Raw genomic sequence first — 17414 nt, forward strand, 5'->3', positions numbered from 1 at the left:
GGCCCGGACGATCATGACGCAGGTGGCGAAACCGGCCCGATCGTCAGGCTTCCTAGTGTGGTGACGGATTTGCCTGACGCGGCGACACGGCTTGCCTGATGCAGCAACTTGGACTGCCGTCGCCCGATGGCCAGCTGTCCGCACGGCAGGGATGGCACTACCGCGGGGTTCCAGCTCCCCGCGGTCCGACGAGCGTTGTGGTCTGCGTGGAGCCCGGGCCCGTCGTGCTCCCTGTCGACGAAGCAGCCCCGTCGGTGACGGTGGGGTCAGCCGCGCCCAGCGACGTCGAACCGGCAGCCGACGTCGGTTCGACGGCCTTCGTGGTCGGCGCAGCCGGGGCGGCGGTCGGCGCAGCCGGGGCGGCGGTCGGTGCAGCCGGGTCGGCGGTCGGTGCAGCCGGCTCGGCGGTCGGTGCCGTGGGATCGGTGGTCGGTGCCGTGGAGGCCGTGGGTGTTGCCGGGTGGCTGACTACCGGCGAACTTGTCACCGGCGAGGTGGTCGGAGCCGTCGAGACCGATCCGCTCGTCGTGTTCGATGCCGTGGTCGAACCGGCGGTTGAGGTGGGGGCCGAGACCGCCACTTTCGAGGTCGAGGTGCCGGCCCCTGGCGTGACGGCGGCTGTGGTGGCGGGCTCGGAACCGCCTGTCGTGGTCGGGCCTTTTCCGCCCGTGCTGACGGAGTTGGTGCTGTCGGACTTGTTCGAGATGCGCGAGTCCGAAGATCCCGAGTCGAGGTTCGTTCCACCGAGGATCGTCAATCCGCCGGCCTGACCGCCGGACAGGGCTGTTCCGCTCACCGTCTCGTATCCGGTGACGACAACGACTGCGCCAGCAAACACTGCGGCGCTCAGCACCGCCCCGACCGCGATGCCACGCAGGACAGGGCGACCCGGTCGATCCGGGGCGCGATCGACGTTCCGACGGATCGTGCGGTTCGAAGGGTGGTGCCGCGGCGCCGTCAAAGGCGAGGGGGTCAGCAGCGGAGGAGCCGGCGCCATCCTGGCGACCGCGCCGGTGTCTGCATCCTCGTCCGGGTTGCGGACAGCGACGATGACCTGCGCCATCCGACGCCTGGTCGCCTTGATCGAGCTGGTATAGATCGCGCCGCCGACCACGGAGATGATCGAGGCCAGCGCAGCACCGATCAGGGTGCCGGCCACGCCGAGGCGGGAGCCGAGGAACGCGGCAGTGACGGCGGCGCCGGCGCTGCCCAGGATCTGGGTCAGGCTCAGTTCGAGTCGAGGCCGCCGACGGGTCGGCGATCTGCTCGGCACGGATTCGACCGCTGCCGGCAACCCGGTAGCAGCCTTCGCCGCACTGATCTTGTTGGCGGACTTGTCCGCGAAGCGCTTGCTGGTGAAGCCGTGCTCATCGTGTCGTATGGGGTCGAGGTTTTCATCGAGCATTCTGTTGCGATCTCTTCAATTCAGTCGTTCGGTGTTGCCGCAGTGATGTGTGGCTACAGCATGTCGTTGCAACACAGGTCTTCTCACCACCAGGGTGGTGACGCATACCTGGACGTCGGGTCTCGGCACTATCGAACAGGACGAACACGGACGGAAGCCGTTGCCGCGGCGTGGGCGGCCTCACACCACTGGCCCGACGGACGTACGGACAGCCGATACACCTCTCGATGCGTTCGGGGTCGAGATGGTGCATTCTTGGATCGGAGCGCAGCCGTGGTCCGCCCTCGACACCTCGAAAGGCCTGCACATCAACGACTATCGTGCCCAGAGCGCATGCCGGCCACCCAGCTAAAACACTGGACAAATGTACTACTCGAACGGTAGAATAAGAAGATGATCACGCGGATGGTGGCATTCGGGGAGCGGGTTGCGCTACTGCACCGCGTTGGCCTGCCCGCTGGTGTCCCCGTCCGGATTCTGCTGCCGGGTGACGGTAGGTCCGTCCGGGAGCGGGCCCGGACTGCCGTTGTCCGTCCGGACCGTCCAGCACGCGTCGGTCGGGCAAAGCGCCGACCCGGTGGACGGACCATCCTGACCCCTGCCTGTCCCGGGCGCATCGTGCTGCCGGGTCAGCCGACACGCTCGGAGGAAGTGCGCTCGCGTTGCTTCGACGTCGATCCGGCTCCGATCGATCTCGCGGCGGCCCGTCGTCATGGTGGGTTCGGCGACGAGGCCGATGTCTGGCGGTACGAGTCGATCGTCGATCAGGGCTATTGACGCGGACGCATCGCCCACCTGTCCGAGACCGATCCGGGCTCCGAACTGCTTGCACTGCTCGAAGAACGCCCCGGTTCGATGGACGAGCCGCTGCTGGAGTGCGACCCGGAAGGCGTGGCGAGCGCTCGCGCACAGACGCGCCTCGATTCGATGGCGGCCCGGTCGAGACTGATCAACGCACTGCAGGGCGAGCAGTATACCGACGCGGCGGAACTGGCCCTCGAATACCCGGCACAGCAGGAGTTCATCGGCAGCGAGGTCGCGATGGCTCTGGGAGTCACCGAGTCGACTGCCGGATCACTGCTTGCCACTGCCTTCTCGCTCACGACCCGCCTGCCGGCCACTCTCGCCGCATTGCGGAGCGGACGTATCGACGAGGAGGTCGCTGCCGTGATGGTAGGTGCGACGGCCGTTGTCACGGACGTCACGATGCTGGCCCGGATCGAGAAGATCGTGCTGCCGACCGTCGCCGGCCGGTCACGAGAATCAGTGCGGCGACAGGTCTGTCGGGAGGTGATCCGACTCGATCCCGAAGGTGCTGACGTTCGGCATCGAAAAGCCCGCGTCCAGCGGACGATCAGCAAGTGGGGCGATGTGGACGGTATGGGCTGGATGAAGATCCATGCCCCCATCGAGGACATCGCCGCAGCGTGGGAAGCGCTGACCGGACTCGCCGATGCTGCCAAGAGCCCCGGCGACGAGCGAACCCTCGGTCAGCGGCGCGTGGATGTCTTCGTCGACATCTTCTACGGGGTACTGGATCACGGCGGTTTCGGCACGACATTGCTGCCCACCCAGCACGGGCGGAAGCCGCACGTCGGCGTGCTGGTACCCAGCGACCTGCTGTTCGGTGCCGGTCGGGCTGCGGCTGCGGCTCGCGAGCAGAGTTCCGGCGCTTCAGGCAATTGCGAGACCGAAGATCCAGGTACTCGAGCAGGCGAGACAACCAATGCATCAATGGGTTCCGAATCTTCGGGCGTCTGCGAACTGGTCGGGTACGGTCCGATCTCACCGGGTCAGGGACTGCGAATTGCGGCCCGAGGGGTGTGGACGCGCATCGTCTACGACCCGCTCTCCGGCACGCTTCTGGACTACGGAACCACCCGGTACGAGCCTCCGGACAGTCTGAAGCGATACGTCATCTCCCGGGACCAGGAGTGCGGCGGTTTCGGCTGCGCCCAGCCGGGTTGGCGATGTCACATCGACCACGCAGTAGCGTTTTCGCGGGGCGGACCGACGGCGGAGCCTAATCTCTCGCCGCTATGCGAACACGATCATCGCTCCAAGGACGGCGGTGGGTGGACGTTGACCATCAACCCGGACCGCTCCAAGACGTGGACCAGCCCCCTCGGCCGCAGCCGGACCAAACCGCCGTACCGGTTCGTCGAACCACGTCCGCTGGAGTCGCATCCGACGGACTTCGATGCGTCAGGCCCGACTGCACCGACACCGCCGGACGACCCGCCTCCCTTTTGACCGTTCATGATTTTGACGCGTGCACGATGGGTCGAGCGCCGACAAAACTCGTTGCTCAGGAACGGATTCGCGCACCTGACGGGTCGTAGAGCACGTCATCGGCCACGCGGCCGGGCGACCATTCTCCGAAGAGATCGATCTCGAGCGATCGCCCCGGATCGGCGAGCGCCACCGGCAGGTAGGCGAAGGCAATGGATCTACCCACCGTGTAGCCGTACCCGCCCGACGTCACCCGTCCGACCAACTCACCCTCGATCCGGACGGGTTCACCGCCGAGTACCACCATCGAGGGGTCGTCCAGCGTGAGGCAGCACAGCTTTCGAGTGAGCCCGGCATCGCGCCGCGTGAGAAGGGCGGCACGGCCGAGAAATTCCTTGTCCCAGGCGACGCAGAATCCGAGGCCCGCACTGAGCGGGTCGGTTTCGCTGGTGACGTCCGAACCCCAGACGCGGTAGGCCTTTTCGAGCCGTAGGCTCTCGATTGCCCGGTAGCCACCGGCCACCAGGTCGAATGCGGCGCCGGCCTCCCACAACAGCTCCCACAGGGCCGCTCCGTACTCGACGGGCGCGTAGAGCTCCCAGCCCAACTCGCCGACGAACGTGACGCGCTGGGCCCTCACCGGGATGTCGCCGACCGGCAACTCGCGGCTGGTCATGAAGGGAAACGCCGTCCGGCCCAGATCCACCGGGGTCAAGGCGGTCAACAACTCTCGTGACCGCGGCCCCCACACCGCGAAACAGGAGTATTGACCGGTGATATCGGTGATGCGGACGTCGAAATCACCGGCACGTGCCTGCCGGCGCAACCAGGCTCCATCCCGGGGACCGAACGCGGTGCCGGTGATCAACCAGAACGACTCGGCGTCCACCTGGGTGACGGTGACGTCGGCTTCGATGCCGCCGCGGGTGTTGAGCAGTTGCGTGTAGGTGACCCGGCCGGGACCACGAGCGACCCGGTTGTCGCAGACCCACTCCATGAACGACACGGCCCCCGGCCCGGCGATGTGCAACTTTGCGAAGGACGACTCGTCGAACATCGCCACCGACTCCCGGGCCGCACGATGCTCGGCCGCCACGGCCGGCGAGAAATTCTGCCCCGCCCAGCCTTGCGGGCGCACACCGGCGTCACCCGCCGCCTCGTTGGGGCGGTAGAAGTTCACCCGCTCCCAGCCGCTCTTCTCACCGAAGGCCGCACCCTGACGCTGGTGCCAGGCGTAGACGGGCGAACGTCGCAACGGACGTCCCGCCGACCGTTCGTCACCGGGATATCTGATGTCGTAGTAGGTCTGGTAGTTCTCCAGCACACGCTTCAGGGTGAACGACGGCGAGGAGTACTGGTGTCCGAACCGGTTGATGTCCATGTGCGCGACCTCCATGGCCGGCTCACCATCCACGATCCACTGCGCCATCAAGCGGCCGACGCCCCCGGCTCCGGCAATCCCGTGGGCGCAGAATCCGGCGGATACGAAGAATCCGTCCACCTCGGTCTGGCCGAGGCAGAACTCGTTGTCCGGGGTGAAGGCCTCCGGACCGTTGATCAGACGCCGGATCCGCGCGTCAGCCATGGCCGGTACGCGGACCGCGGAATTCTCCGCGATCTCGCCGAACCGATCCCAGTCGTCGGGTAGGAGTTTCGCGTTGAAATCCGCTGGCACGGCGTCATAGTGGTTCGCGTCGGCTGTGAACGGCAGGGCATGGCGTTCGTAGCCGCCCATCAGCAGTCCCCGTCCCTCCTGCCGGTAGTAGACGAGCAAATCGGGGTCGCGGAGGCTGGGCAACGGCTTCTCCGGCGTCAGCAGTTTGCCGGCCAACGGTTCGGTCACCACATATTGGTGGGACATCGGCACGACCGGGATCCGGATCCCGGCCAGGCGCCCGATCTCCGCCGCGTAGATCCCGCCGCAGTTGACGACGATCTCGCACTCGATGTCCCCGCGGTCCGTCCGCACCCCAGCCACTCGGCCGCGTTCGACGGCGATGCCCAGCACCCGCGTGTGCTGGGCGATCGTGACACCGCCCCTCCGGGCGCCGGCGGCGAGGGAGTAGCACAGCTGGGACGGATCGATCTGACCGTCCGACGGTAGGTAGACCCCGCCCAGCACACCGTCGGTGGTCATCAGCGGGAAGAGGTCTTCGGCGTCGGTGGCGCTGATTTCCTCCATCGGCAGTCCGAACACTCTGGCCCAGGCCAGTTGTCTGCGCAGTTCTTCCAGCCGTTCCGGGCTCGAGGCAAGCCGGATGCTGCCACTCTCGACCCAGCTGGGCGGCGATTCCGACTGCTGCAGCGTGCGGTAGAGCTCGACGGAGTACATGTTCATCCGGGTCAGCGTCGGATCCGACCGCAGCTGACCGACCAAGCCGGCGGAATGGAAGGTGGACCCACTCGTCAGCTCGCCGCGGTCCAGCAGGACGACATCCCGCTCACCCAGCTCCGCCAGGTGGTAGGCGATGCTCGCTCCACCCACGCCACCGCCGATGATCACAGTCCGGGCCCGGGCGGGAAGCGCCTTCTCCTGCGTCACGACATTCTCTGCCACTACGCGGTGCCTCTCCCTGAATGTCGGATGGAATGTCGGACCTCGACGGACCTCACGCTAGTGCGGCCGAACCGTCCCGGTCTAGACCGTACGGGCCCCACTGCCCTACCATCGCGCCATCGCCAGGCGTCGTCGTCCACGACCTCGCTCGCGATGACCGGGTGCAGGAGATCTGACGGAGGTGTTCGGGTCGTGATCGCTCCCTCCCCGGACGTTTTCGCGCTCGCTGTCGACCTGCGCCTCGACATGGTCCCGGCCTTGCGGGATACCGACCGGGTCGTCGAAACCCTGCCGGGCGGGCTGACCAATTCCAACTTCAAGATCTCGACGGGCCGGGGCACCTTCGTCGCTCGCCTGTCCCGCCCCGGCGCCGACCTGCTCGCCATCGACCGACATGCGGAGTATCGGAACTCGCTGGCGGCCGCGGCATCCGGGGTCGCACCCCAGGTCGTCGATTTCGTCCCCGAGGCCGGCGTGCTGCTGATCGAGTGGCTGCCCGGCCGCACGCTCCAGCCGGCCGACCTGGAAGAACCTGAAACGCTGCGCGCGATCGCGGCGGCCTGCCACCGGCTGCACGCCGGAGCGCCGTTCGTCTCCGATTTCGACATGTTCGAGATCGCCGACCGCTACCTGCGAACCGCCCTCGATCGCAAGTTTCGGTTACCTGATCGCTATCTCGAATTCACGGCGCACTGGACACGGCTCCGTAGGGTGCTCTCCATGGACCGTTCCGCCCGTGTGCCGTGCCACAACGACCTGCTGGCGGCCAACTTCATCGAGAACCAAGGCACCGTTGCGCTGATCGACTACGAATACTCCGGCAACAACGATCCGAGCTTCGAATTGGGCAACATCTGGAGCGAGTCCAACCTGCCTGACGAACACCTCGATCTGCTCGTCGACGCCTACTTCGGCGGTCACGACGAGTCCCTGATCGCCAGATGTCGTCTCCAAGCGCTGGTCTCGCAGTACGGATGGACCCTCTGGGGCGTCATCCAGCACGCCGTCAGCGAACTCGACTTCGACTTCTGGGAGTGGGCGATGGAGAAGTACCGTCGTGCCGTCATCACGTTCGACTCACCCGATTTCGCCGAACTGCTTGCCGCGGCTCACTGCTCCCCGGCCGACCGATCCCGTTTGTCTGCACCCACCGTCCCGAAGGAGAACAAGCTGTGACTGCCACCCCCGAACTGAGTGACGACGAGAAACATCTCGCGGAACTCGGCTACACCCAGGAGCTGAACCGTTCCTGGTCCGGCTTCTCCAATTTCGCGATCTCGTTCTCGATCATATCGATCCTGGCGGGCTGCTTCACCTCCTTCGGACTCGGCTGGAACAACGGCGGGCCGGCGGCCATCGCCTGGGGCTGGCCGATCGTCTCGGCCTTCATCCTGATCATCGGCGTCTGCATGTCCGAGTTGGTGTCGGCATACCCGACGTCAGGCGGGATCTACTGGTGGGCAAGCAAACTGGGCGGAGTCCGAGCCGGCTACTACACGGGTTGGTTGAACCTGATCGGATTGATCGCCATCGTCGCCTCGGTCGCCTACGGGTGCGCCACCTTCCTGGACTCGACCATCGGATTCTTCACGACGAGCGCGGATGGCACCGACTCCAGCTATACATCGGGTCAGCTTGGGCGGATCTTTCTCTATTTTGTCGCCATTCTCGTCATCGCGGTGGTCATCAACATCTTCTCCAGCCACCTGTTGGCGGTCCTGAACAACATCTCTGTCTGGTGGCACGTCGCAGGTGCGGCAGCAGTGGTCCTGATCTTGGTCATCGTACCCAAGCACCACGCCAGCATTGGTGATGTCTTCGGCAAGGTCATCAACAACAGCGGAATTTTCTCGGGCAGTACTCATGGCATCGCGTGGTTGTTCTTCGTGCTGCCCATCTCGGCGATCCTGACTCAGTACACAATCACCGGATATGACGCCTCCGCACACCTGTCGGAGGAGACCAAGAGCGCAGCCGGCGCAGCCGCAAAGGGCATCTGGCGATCGATCTTCTATTCGGCGATCGGCGGCTGGATCCTGTTGTTGGCCTTCCTGTTTGCGGTCCAGGATTCCGACAAGGTCTCTGCGGCGGGCGGAGCTGTCCAGTCGATCTTCGCCCAGGCGATGTCGGCCGGGTGGGGTGGGACGGTTCTCCTCATCTCTACTGCCGGCCAGTTCTTCTGCGCCGTGGCCTGCCTGACGAGCTGCTCCCGGATGCTCTTCGCGTTCAGTCGCGACCGCGCCGTCCCCGCGGCAAGGCAGTGGTCCTCGCTCTCCAGCAAGAAGGTGCCGGCCAAGGGCGTCATCGTGTCCGCCGTCGTCGCCGCCATCATCACCCTTCCGGCCCTCGTTCCGGTCGACATCAACGGTGCACCGGTCCCGGTCGCCTTCTTTGCCGTGGTCAGCATCGGGGTCGTCGGGCTCTACCTCGCCTTCGCCATCCCGATCTACTATCGCTGGCGGGCTGGGGATTCGTTCAAGGTCGGGAGCTGGAACCTGGGGCGGCACTACAGGTACCTGGCCCCGATCGCCCTGATCGAGATCGTTGTCACCTCGATCATCGCCCTGTTTCCGACTTCTCCCGGTGGTATGCCGTGGGATCCCAGTTTCGCCTGGAAGTTCGTGAACTACACCCCACTTCTCGTCGGTGGGGTGCTGATCCTGCTCTGGATCTTCTGGCACGTGTCGGTCAAGAAGTGGTTCACCGGCCCGATCAACCAGATCGGCACGACCGATCTGACGAAGGTCTGACCAGGTCTTCACCTGATCCGACACCGCCGGGTGCAGGAGGATTCTTCCCCTCCCGGCACCCGGCTGTCGCCGTCCTCGAGGTCAGCGACCGCAGACGAGTCCGCGTCCGGCGGGGCCACCTTCGTAGCCCCAGCTCAGGCCGCCCGAATCCTGTACGCCGACGAACCACTTGCGCTGATCGCCCTTGGTCGCCTTGGCTGTCCTGCCCGGCGCGTTCCTGACCTCGTCGGCAGTGAAAACGAGGCGGACGCCCGGGGGGACATCGATGCCATGAGCGTCGAAGAAGCCGACCGGATCACGAGTGGCTTCGACCCGCAATGCTTTGTCATCGTCCAGTCGATCCAGCAACGGAAAAACTGCACGGCTGTTGGTGATCTCCATCAATGCGGCGTATGTCTCGGGGTCTCGCTTCGACATCGCCATCAGCGAGCGATGCATGCGCAGACCCGCAGCGATCGACGCGACGTCAGCCGACAGTCCGGACGTGCTGGACGACGCAACGTGGGTTGATGCGGTGGGGGTGGATTCGAGCGTGGTGGTCATGATTCCTCCTGGGGCAGTGGGGCGATGAATCACGCTGACCGTTCGACCGTCAGCGACCGGTCGGCGATGTTCAACGGGACTGAGTGGAGGAACCGACAGGCAGCCTCCTGATACCCTGCGGCCATGATGACGGCCAGCTCCGTTGGAGGGCCTCGCCACATTCCGAGACGCGTCAGCCGCTGCCGGCAGCGGCCCGGCGCAGTAACGCCGACAGGGCACGGGATCTACCGACCTGAGTTGTCCACCCTGGCCCGTGACGGACACCTGCGCCTTTTGTAGGCTGTCCAGCGGCGTTCCGGAACTGCCCGGGCCACCAGCGGTCCAGCCTGCCGGGATTCTCGGCCCCACGAAGGGCGTCACACATGAGCGAGCACCCCAGGAATCCGCGATTGTTGAGCGTCGGGACGCTGAAGGAGCTGATCGCCGGCGACGAGATCGACACGGTGGTCGTTGCCTTCACCGACATGCAGGGCCGGCTGCAGGGCAAGCGGCTGCACGCACCGTACTTCGTGGACGAGGTACTCGATCACGGCACCGAGGGCTGCAACTACCTGCTCTCGGTCGACGTCGACATGAATACCGTGGCGGGGTACGAGATGTCGTCATGGGAGAAGGGCTACGGAGACATGGTCTTCGCCCTCGACCTCGACACCATCCGGCTGCTGCCCCATCTGCCGGGTTCGGTGATGGTCCAGGCCGACCTGACCTGGCTGGACGGCGAACTGGTGGCGCAGTCGCCCCGATCGATCCTGAAGGCCCAGCAGGCCCGTGCCGCGGCCGCCGGCTTCACCGCGTTCGCCGGCACCGAACTCGAGTTCATCGTCTTCAACGACACCTACGAGGAGGCCTGGGACGCCGACTACAAGAACCTGACACCGGCGAACCAGTACAACATCGACTACTCGATCCTGGGCACCACCCGCATCGAGCCGTTGCTCCGAGACATCCGGAACACCATGTACGCCGCCGGGCTGACGGTCGAGTCGGCCAAGGGTGAGTGCAACCTCGGTCAGCACGAGATCGCCTTCCGCTTCGAGGAGGTACTGACCTCTGCGGACAACCACGCGGTCTACAAGAACACCGCCAAGGAGATCGCCGAACAACACGGGCGGTCGCTCACTTTCATGGCGAAGTTCAACCAGCGGGAGGGCAACTCCTGCCACATCCACCTGTCCCTGCGCGCTCTGGACGGCGGACTCGTCTTCTGGGACTCCGCCGAGAACGAGCGGACGCCGCTCTACGACCACTTCATCGCCGGGATCCTGGCCACCATGCGGGAATTCACCCTGCTCTACGCGCCGAACATCAACTCCTACAAGCGGTTCGCCGAGGGCTCGTTCGCGCCGACCACCGTCGCCTGGGGTCAGGACAACCGGACCTGCTCCATCCGCCTGGTCGGCCACGGCAACTCGGCGCGACTCGAGAACCGGCTCCCCGGTGGGGATGTCAACCCCTACCTGGCGATCGCGGCGATGATGGCGGGCGGGATGTACGGGGTGGAGAACGAGCTCCCGCTCGAGGACGCCATGGTGGGCAACGCCTACACGTCCGGGAAGCCGACCGTGCCGACCAACCTCCGCGCCGCTCGGGACCTGTTCGATGCCTCCACGGTGGCCCGTGCGGCATTCGGCGACGCCGTGGTGGACCATTACGTGCACGCTGCGGACACCGAGTTGACCGCTTTCGAATCGGCCATCACCGACTGGGAACTGCGTCGCGGATTCGAAAGGTTCTGAGAAGACAGTGTCGAGCTTGGACTACCGCGGGATCCTGACGGGCGAGGGTGGCACCACCACCCTGATCGACCCGACGACGGCTGCGGAACTGACCACCCTGCCTCGCGCCTCGATCGAGGAGACCGACCGCGCCATCGAACGGGCGCACGCGGCCTTCCCTGCCTGGCGGGCCGTCTCGCCCGGCGATCGGGCCCGGCTGCTCCGCCGGTTCGCGTCGGTGGTCGACGAGCACCTGGTCGAGCTTGCCGAGTTGGAGGTGCGGAACTCCGGTCACACGATCGGCAATGCCACCTGGGAGGCCGGCAACGTCCGCGACGTCCTGAACTACTACTCGGCCGCGCCCGAGCGGATGTTCGGCCGGCAGATCCCGGTGGCCGGCGGTGTGGACATCACCTTCCTCGAACCACTGGGCGTCGTCGGCATCATCGTGCCGTGGAACTTCCCGATGCCGATCGCCGGCTGGGGGTTCGGGCCAGCTCTGGCCGCCGGCAACACCGTGGTGCTCAAACCCGCCGAAGTCACTCCCCTGACGGCGATCCGGCTGGCCGAACTGGCCCTGGAAGCCGGTCTGCCCGAGGGGGTCTTCACCGTCGTACCTGGCAAGGGATCCGTGGTCGGCGAGCGGTTCGTCACCCACCCGCTGGTCCGCAAGGTCTGCTTCACCGGTTCGACCGACGTCGGCAAGGGCGTCATGCGGGGAGCGGCAGATCAGGTCAAGGCGGTGACCTTGGAGCTCGGCGGGAAGAGCGCGAACATCATCTTCGAAGATGCTGATCTGGAAGTGGCCGCCGCAGCAGCACCCGGCGCAGTGTTCGACAACGCCGGCCAGGACTGCTGCGCGCGGTCCCGGATCCTGGTGCAGCGCAGCGTATACGAGAGATTCCTCGGACTCCTGGAGCCGGCTGTCAAAGGCTTCCGCGTCCGGCAGCCTTCCGATCCGGACGCCGAGATGGGTCCGCTCATCACCGCCGGACAGCTGGCCTCGGTCGCGGCCTACGTGGAGGGCACCGACATCGCCTTCACCGGCAGCGTTCCCGTCGGATCCGAACTGCAGCAGGGCTTCTGGTACCCGCCCACCGTGGTGATCCCGGCGTCGGCGTCGGACCGGATCTGGCGTGAGGAGGTGTTCGGCCCGGTGGTCGCCGTGCTGCCCTTCGACGACGAGGCCGAGGCCATCTGGATGGCCAACGACAGCGACTTCGGTTTGTCCGGATCCCTTTTCACCTCGGACGTGGGCCGTGCGCTCCGGGTCGCCCGTGGTGTGGAGGCGGGCAATCTCTCGGTCAACTCCCACTCCTCGGTCCGCTACTGGACCCCGTTCGGCGGCTACAAGCAGTCCGGCCTGGGCCGCGAGCTCGGCCCGGACGCACCGGCCGCCTTCTCCGAGGTCAAGAACGTCTTCATTGCCACCTGACCCCCCGTTGCGTCCTGCAACGCGCTCGCTATAGCGATCGCTGTGCAGGACGTTGCAGTCTCCTTGCGTCACTTATCCAAGAAAGGTCACCACTCATGTCTGGTCGTCTCGCCGGCAAGGTCGCCGTCATCACCGGAGGTTGCTCCGGGCTCGGTCTGGCCACTGCCAGGAAGTTCTCGGCCGAGGGCGCGAAGGTCGTCATCGGTGACATCGACGACGTCCGCGGGCCAAGCATCGCCGACGAACTCGACGGCAGCTACCTGCGCACCGACGTCACCGATCCCGACAATGTCGACGCCCTCTTCGCGCTCGCCAAGAACACCTACGGCAGCGTCGACGTCGCCTTCAACAACGCCGGTATCTCGCCGCCGGAGGACGATTCCATCCTGACCACCGACCTCGCTGCCTGGCGCAAGGTCCAGGAGGTCAACCTGACCAGCGTGTACCTCTGCTGCAAGGCGGCCCTGCCGTACATGATCGAGCAGGGCAAGGGCTCGATCATCAACACCGCATCGTTCGTCGCCGTGCTCGGAGCCGCGACGAGCCAGATCTCCTACACCGCCTCCAAGGGCGGGGTGCTCTCGATGAGCCGCGAGCTCGGAGTCCAGTTCGCCCGCAAGGGCATTCGGGTCAACGCGTTGTGCCCCGGGCCGGTCAACACACCGATGCTGCAGGAGCTGTTCGCCAAGGACCCGGAGCGGGCAGCGCGGCGACTCGTGCACATCCCGATGGGCCGGTTCGGCGAACCGGACGAGATCGCCAACGCCGTGCTGTTCCTGGCCTCCGACGAGTCCAGCTTCATCACCGCGTCGCAGTTCCTGGTCGACGGCGGCATCTCCGGCGCCTACGTCACCCCGCTGGACTGACCGGTAGCGTCCTGCAGTGTGCTCGCTATAGCGAGCACTTTGCAGGACGCAACGCTCTACTTCACGAGGAGTTCGGCCATGACGGGTCCGATCATCGGCATCAGCATGTACCGCGAGCCGGCCAGCTGGGGGCAGTGGACCTCTGTACCTGCCGTTTTGCTGCCGGCCCGGTACGTCGACGCGGTCCGGGCCGGTGGTGGCACCCCGGTAGTGCTGCCGCCGCTCGGCCCCGGGGACGACGCATCGAAGCTCGTCGGCCGGCTCGACGGGCTCGTCATCGCCGGCGGCGCTGACGTCAATCCAGCCCGCTACGGCGAGAACCCCGGTGAGCACACCGCCGGCTGGCGCGACGACCGGGACGTCTCGGAATATGCCCTGCTGGACGCCGCCGACGACCTCGGCCGGCCGGTGCTCGGTATCTGCCGAGGCATGCAGTTGATGGCGTCGCGGGCAGGGGGGCGGCTGGATCAGCACGTCCCCGACCTGATCGGCGACGACAAGCACTCCCTCGGTCCCGGGCTCTACGGCCCGGTCGACGTCACCACCGTGGCCGACTCCCGACTGGCGGGCATTCTCGGGGAGAACCTGACCGTGCCGTGCCACCACCACCAGTCCGTCGCGGCGGCGCCCGGATTCTCCTTCGGCGCCAGGGCCTCCGACGGGATCCCGGAGTCCATGGAGGCCCCCGGCGAACGGTTTGTGCTTGCGGTGCAATGGCATCCGGAGACAGGTACCGACATGCGTCTGTTCGAGGCGTTGGTCCAGGCCGCTAGCTGACCGGGACGAGTACGTCCAGGATCTGCAGGTCCGTGTCGCCAGGCGCCCAACGGAAACGCACGAGATCGACGGGCCTGCCGATCTTCGGCTGCCGGCCACGACCCGCCGCTGCGGCGAGGGCGAGAATCCGGCCCGGTACCGCGGTCGCCATCGTCACGGCCCGACGGAGCGAGAGTCCGGTGAGACCCGGAAGTCTGGCTACGCCAGCGGCGAGATCGACTGCAGCTCCGGCCAGGTACTGCTGACCCGCCACCCGCAGGCGGCCCTCCGGATCCAGTTCCACCTCGCCGCCGACCGGGGTCCGGTAGAGCCCGGGTGGCTGACCGGCCAGCGCCACCGCGTCGCTGACCAGGAACGACCCGGAGCGTCCCTTGGCCCGGATCATCGCGCGGAGCGTGTCCCCGTCGAGGTGGAATCCGTCGGCGATCAAACCGGCGGTCAGCTCCGGTGCCGCGAGCTGCGCCCAGATCAGGTTCGGATGACGGGGCAGCATCAGCGGAGCGCCATTGCCGAGATGGGTCGAGAGGCTCGCACCGCCTCCGATCGCGGCAGCGATCTGTCCAGGGTCCGCGACACTGTGCCCCAATGAGATGGTGACACCCAGAGCGACCGCCTGGCGGATGAAGTCGGGCGCACCGGGCCATTCGGGAGCGATCGTCACCAGAAGCGGAAGTGGGGCGCAGATCCGTTGCCAAGCAATCAGTTCATCGATATCAGGCGGGCGAATGTGGTCGATGTCGTGGGCACCGCGGGCACCATCGACCGGGGAGAGGAACGGGCCTTCGATGTGCAACGCCGGGACGGCGGCGGCGGTGGGCGGGTCGATCCGTACCGCCCGTATGACGGCCGCCAGCCGGTCCTGCATCTCGCCCGCAGACCCGGTGATGACGGTCGGCACCACGGCTGTCGTCCCCCGCCCGACCAGTGCCGACACCGCCCGCGACACCTGCTCTGCCTCCCCACGGTTGAAGTCGAACCCGCCGTAGCCGTTGACCTGGAGGTCGACAAACCCAGGGGCCAGCCAGATGTCGGGGGCTGCATCGCCGGCACCGTGATCGACCGACTCGACGGTGCCGTCCTTCACCATCACCGTCATCGGCGCCCCGGTGCGGGTCGATCTTCCCTGCACGGTCATCACGTCAGCCGGCATCAAGTCATGCGGGGTAGGCGGCGAGATCGGTGTAGAGCGAGGCATTCTCGTGCAGACGCAGGGCGGTGGCCGGGCACGAGGCATCGACCGGTCCGGTCAATGTGCGCTGTACCGCAACGGTTTTCCTCGGTCCACAGGCGACCCCGACGACTCGGTGGCTCCGCATCAGCCGCGGGATCGTCAGGGTCAGTGCCTGGGTGGGGACGTCCTGGACCGCCGCGAACAATCCGTCGTTCACCTGCTGGACCCGGCTGGTGAGGTCGAGATCCACCACGCGCAGATCCTTGTCATCGTCGAACCGGGCCGTCGGCGGATCGTTGAAGGCCAGGTGACCGTTCTCCCCGATCCCGAGGCACACCAGATCCACCGGTGCCGGATCCAGGTACCCGTCGGCGCTCACCAGTGGGTGGAACGTCAACGGGAGAAGATCGAAGAGGCTGCGCCGCAACCAATTTCCGAAGCATTGGGGGGCGTCGACAGACAGCCCCAGGTACTCGTCCATCTGGTGGGCCTGCACCCTGGACCAGTCGATGCCGGGTGCATCGACAAGCACGGCCAGCATCGCCGACTGGGAAGGCGCGGCCGCGAAGACCACCCGCACGGTCTCGACGGTGTGCGTCAGCCGGCGCAGGTGGTCAGCGATCTCCAGAGCCGCGAGCCGGCCGGCCTCCTGCGCACTGCGCGCGACCGTGACCTGCAACCGATCCACCACGAAAGCTCCTGCCACGTCTCCACATCTCGATTCTCGAGCGTTCGAGGCATTGCCATCCCGCACCCCGGTGTCCGGGCGGTCCCGGCCAGCCGTCAGTATCCACCCATGGATTTCGACCCCATCAGGACGGCAGCGCGGAGCGCCCTGGACCCCCTCTCCTGGGACTACTACGAGGGCGTCGCCGACGGTCGTCCCGAGTCCCAGACGGACCACGAGGCGTGGCAGCGCATCGGCATCGTGCCGAGGGTGATGCAGGGCCTGACCGAGGTGGACACCACGTTGACCATTGCTGGGGCGACGTTCTCGACGCCGGTACTGGTCGCGCCGACCGCCGCCCACGGACTCGCCCATCCCGACGGCGAGGTCGCCACCCTGAACGGCGCGGCGGCCGCCGGTGCCCTGATGATCTATTCCAGTTCGGCCAGAGTGGAGGTGACCGAGTTCGGCGCCGCCGCCGACGGGCCATGGTGGGCACAGGTCTATCTGATGCGGGACCGCCTGGTGAGCGACGACTACATCGCGCGAGCCGTAGCGGCCGGCGCCCGTGCACTGGTGCTCACGGTCGACCTGTCGGGGGGCCTGGCCGAGGCGCCGTTCCGGCAGAACACGCGGGTCGGGCTGCCGGCCCTGCCGGGCAATTTTCCCGGCCTCACCTGGGCGCAGATGTCGGCCGGCATCGATGCCAATCTCCGGCCGGACCACGTATCCGGCCTGATCGAGAGCACCGGACTGCCGGTGTGGGTGAAGGGCGTGCTGCACCCGGAGGACGCCGTCGCGGCGGTGGAGGCCGGTGCGGCCGGCGTCATCGTGTCCAACCACGGTCGACGGCAGGTAGCCGGGGTGGTGCCGACTGCAGAGGCCCTCGGCGACGTCGTCGACGCCGTCGGTGGCCGCGTTCCCGTCGTCGTGGACGGCGGGATCCGTTCCGGTGTGGATCTTCTGCGGGCACTGGCGCTTGGCGCGAGCGCGGTCGGTGTCGGCCGTCCGGTGCTCTGGGGGCTCGCAACGACCGGCACGGACGGTGTCCGGGACGTGCTTGCCGGTCTCACCGTCGAACTGCGACAAGCCATGGCCGCGACCGGCGCAGGTTCGCTGTCGGCGATCAACCGCACCATGGTGCGGCCGGCCACCTTCCTCACACGTTGATCGGGGCCCAGGGTTCGACGACCACCACCGACGCCGGAGCGGTCAGCTCATCACCCTGGAACTGCTGGGTGATCCACCCTGGAACTGCTGGGTGATCCACCCTGGAACTGCTGAGTGATCCACCCT

At 66.7% G+C, this 17414-nt stretch carries 14 protein-coding genes; 9 read left to right on the forward strand and 5 right to left on the reverse strand.

Annotated elements, in window-relative coordinates:
* Nucleotides 1-157: 157 nt before the first annotated feature.
* Nucleotides 158-1405 (reverse strand): hypothetical protein, encoded by a 1248-nt coding sequence (locus ABIB25_RS06720; protein ID WP_354527658.1) that lies wholly within the window; start codon nt 1403-1405, stop codon nt 158-160.
* Nucleotides 1406-1798: 393 nt separating this feature from the next.
* On the opposite strand from ABIB25_RS06720, the gene ABIB25_RS06725 reads away from it, so the two are divergent.
* Both ABIB25_RS06725 and ABIB25_RS06730 read left to right on the forward strand, forming a co-directional pair.
* The gene (locus ABIB25_RS06725) at nt 1799-2182 is read left to right on the forward strand and encodes a hypothetical protein (protein WP_354527659.1); all 384 of its coding nucleotides are present in this window, start codon (nt 1799-1801) and stop codon (nt 2180-2182) included.
* Between the two features lie 78 nt (nt 2183-2260).
* The gene (locus ABIB25_RS06730; protein WP_354527660.1) at nt 2261-3658 is read left to right on the forward strand and encodes an HNH endonuclease; all 1398 of its coding nucleotides are present in this window, start codon (nt 2261-2263) and stop codon (nt 3656-3658) included.
* Nucleotides 3659-3713: 55 nt separating this feature from the next.
* Here ABIB25_RS06730 and ABIB25_RS06735 read toward each other — a convergent pair whose 3' ends face one another.
* Nucleotides 3714-6179, reverse strand: a complete 2466-nt coding sequence (locus tag ABIB25_RS06735; RefSeq protein ID WP_354527661.1) for a GcvT family protein — start codon at nt 6177-6179, stop codon at nt 3714-3716.
* Between the two features lie 207 nt (nt 6180-6386).
* On the opposite strand from ABIB25_RS06735, the gene ABIB25_RS06740 reads away from it, so the two are divergent.
* Nucleotides 6387-7370 (forward strand): phosphotransferase, encoded by a 984-nt coding sequence (locus ABIB25_RS06740; RefSeq protein ID WP_354527662.1) that lies wholly within the window; start codon nt 6387-6389, stop codon nt 7368-7370.
* Nucleotides 7367-8944 carry an amino acid permease gene (locus ABIB25_RS06745; protein ID WP_354527663.1) on the forward strand — a complete coding sequence of 526 codons (1578 nt, stop codon included), beginning with the start codon at nt 7367-7369 and terminating at the stop codon, nt 8942-8944. The genes ABIB25_RS06740 and ABIB25_RS06745 overlap by 4 nt, the downstream gene beginning before the upstream one ends.
* 81 nt (nt 8945-9025) lie before the next feature.
* Here ABIB25_RS06745 and ABIB25_RS06750 read toward each other — a convergent pair whose 3' ends face one another.
* Nucleotides 9026-9487 carry a hypothetical protein gene (locus ABIB25_RS06750; protein ID WP_354527664.1) on the reverse strand — a complete coding sequence of 154 codons (462 nt, stop codon included), beginning with the start codon at nt 9485-9487 and terminating at the stop codon, nt 9026-9028.
* A gap of 362 nt (nt 9488-9849) precedes the next feature.
* Here ABIB25_RS06750 and ABIB25_RS06755 point away from each other — a divergent pair, with 362 nt between their 5' ends.
* The 4 genes from ABIB25_RS06755 (at nt 9850) to ABIB25_RS06770 (ending at nt 14280) form a co-directional block, all read left to right on the forward strand.
* Nucleotides 9850-11223, forward strand: a complete 1374-nt coding sequence (locus ABIB25_RS06755) for a glutamine synthetase family protein (protein ID WP_354527665.1) — start codon at nt 9850-9852, stop codon at nt 11221-11223.
* Nucleotides 11224-11230: 7 nt separating this feature from the next.
* Nucleotides 11231-12637 (forward strand): aldehyde dehydrogenase family protein, encoded by a 1407-nt coding sequence (locus ABIB25_RS06760; protein ID WP_354527666.1) that lies wholly within the window; start codon nt 11231-11233, stop codon nt 12635-12637.
* Between the two features lie 95 nt (nt 12638-12732).
* Complete coding sequence (locus ABIB25_RS06765) at nt 12733-13503, forward strand: 3-oxoacyl-ACP reductase (RefSeq protein WP_354527667.1); 771 nt, start codon at nt 12733-12735, stop codon at nt 13501-13503.
* A 78-nt stretch (nt 13504-13581) separates the two neighbouring features.
* Nucleotides 13582-14280, forward strand: a complete 699-nt coding sequence (locus ABIB25_RS06770) for a gamma-glutamyl-gamma-aminobutyrate hydrolase family protein (RefSeq protein ID WP_354527668.1) — start codon at nt 13582-13584, stop codon at nt 14278-14280.
* On the opposite strand, the gene ABIB25_RS06775 is transcribed toward ABIB25_RS06770, so the two are convergent.
* Together ABIB25_RS06775 and ABIB25_RS06780 are read right to left on the reverse strand one after the other, a co-directional pair.
* On the reverse strand, nt 14273-15430 hold the full coding sequence (locus ABIB25_RS06775; protein WP_354527669.1) for an N-acetylglucosamine-6-phosphate deacetylase: 1158 nt from the start codon (nt 15428-15430) through the stop codon (nt 14273-14275). The genes ABIB25_RS06770 and ABIB25_RS06775 overlap by 8 nt on opposite strands.
* A gap of 4 nt (nt 15431-15434) precedes the next feature.
* The gene (locus ABIB25_RS06780) at nt 15435-16157 is read right to left on the reverse strand and encodes a 6-phosphogluconolactonase (RefSeq protein ID WP_354527670.1); all 723 of its coding nucleotides are present in this window, start codon (nt 16155-16157) and stop codon (nt 15435-15437) included.
* 90 nt (nt 16158-16247) lie between these two features.
* Here ABIB25_RS06780 and ABIB25_RS06785 point away from each other — a divergent pair, with 90 nt between their 5' ends.
* Nucleotides 16248-17288: an alpha-hydroxy acid oxidase gene (locus ABIB25_RS06785; RefSeq protein WP_354527671.1), complete on the forward strand. Its 1041-nt coding sequence runs from the start codon at nt 16248-16250 to the stop codon at nt 17286-17288.
* Nucleotides 17289-17414: the final 126 nt, after the last annotated feature.

Source organism: Nakamurella sp. UYEF19, assembly GCF_040546275.1.
GTDB lineage: Bacteria > Actinomycetota > Actinomycetes > Mycobacteriales > Nakamurellaceae > Nakamurella.

Coding starts and splice junctions, on each gene's coding strand:
- ABIB25_RS06720 (WP_354527658.1), bottom strand. CDS start 1,405: ATGCTCGATGAAAACCTCGACCCCATACGACACGATGAGCACGGCTTC.
- ABIB25_RS06725 (WP_354527659.1), top strand. CDS start 1,799: ATGATCACGCGGATGGTGGCATTCGGGGAGCGGGTTGCGCTACTGCAC.
- ABIB25_RS06730 (WP_354527660.1), top strand. CDS start 2,261: ATGGACGAGCCGCTGCTGGAGTGCGACCCGGAAGGCGTGGCGAGCGCT.
- ABIB25_RS06750 (WP_354527664.1), bottom strand. CDS start 9,487: ATGACCACCACGCTCGAATCCACCCCCACCGCATCAACCCACGTTGCG.
- ABIB25_RS06755 (WP_354527665.1), top strand. CDS start 9,850: ATGAGCGAGCACCCCAGGAATCCGCGATTGTTGAGCGTCGGGACGCTG.
- ABIB25_RS06765 (WP_354527667.1), top strand. CDS start 12,733: ATGTCTGGTCGTCTCGCCGGCAAGGTCGCCGTCATCACCGGAGGTTGC.
- ABIB25_RS06770 (WP_354527668.1), top strand. CDS start 13,582: ATGACGGGTCCGATCATCGGCATCAGCATGTACCGCGAGCCGGCCAGC.
- ABIB25_RS06775 (WP_354527669.1), bottom strand. CDS start 15,430: ATGCCGGCTGACGTGATGACCGTGCAGGGAAGATCGACCCGCACCGGG.
- ABIB25_RS06785 (WP_354527671.1), top strand. CDS start 16,248: ATGGATTTCGACCCCATCAGGACGGCAGCGCGGAGCGCCCTGGACCCC.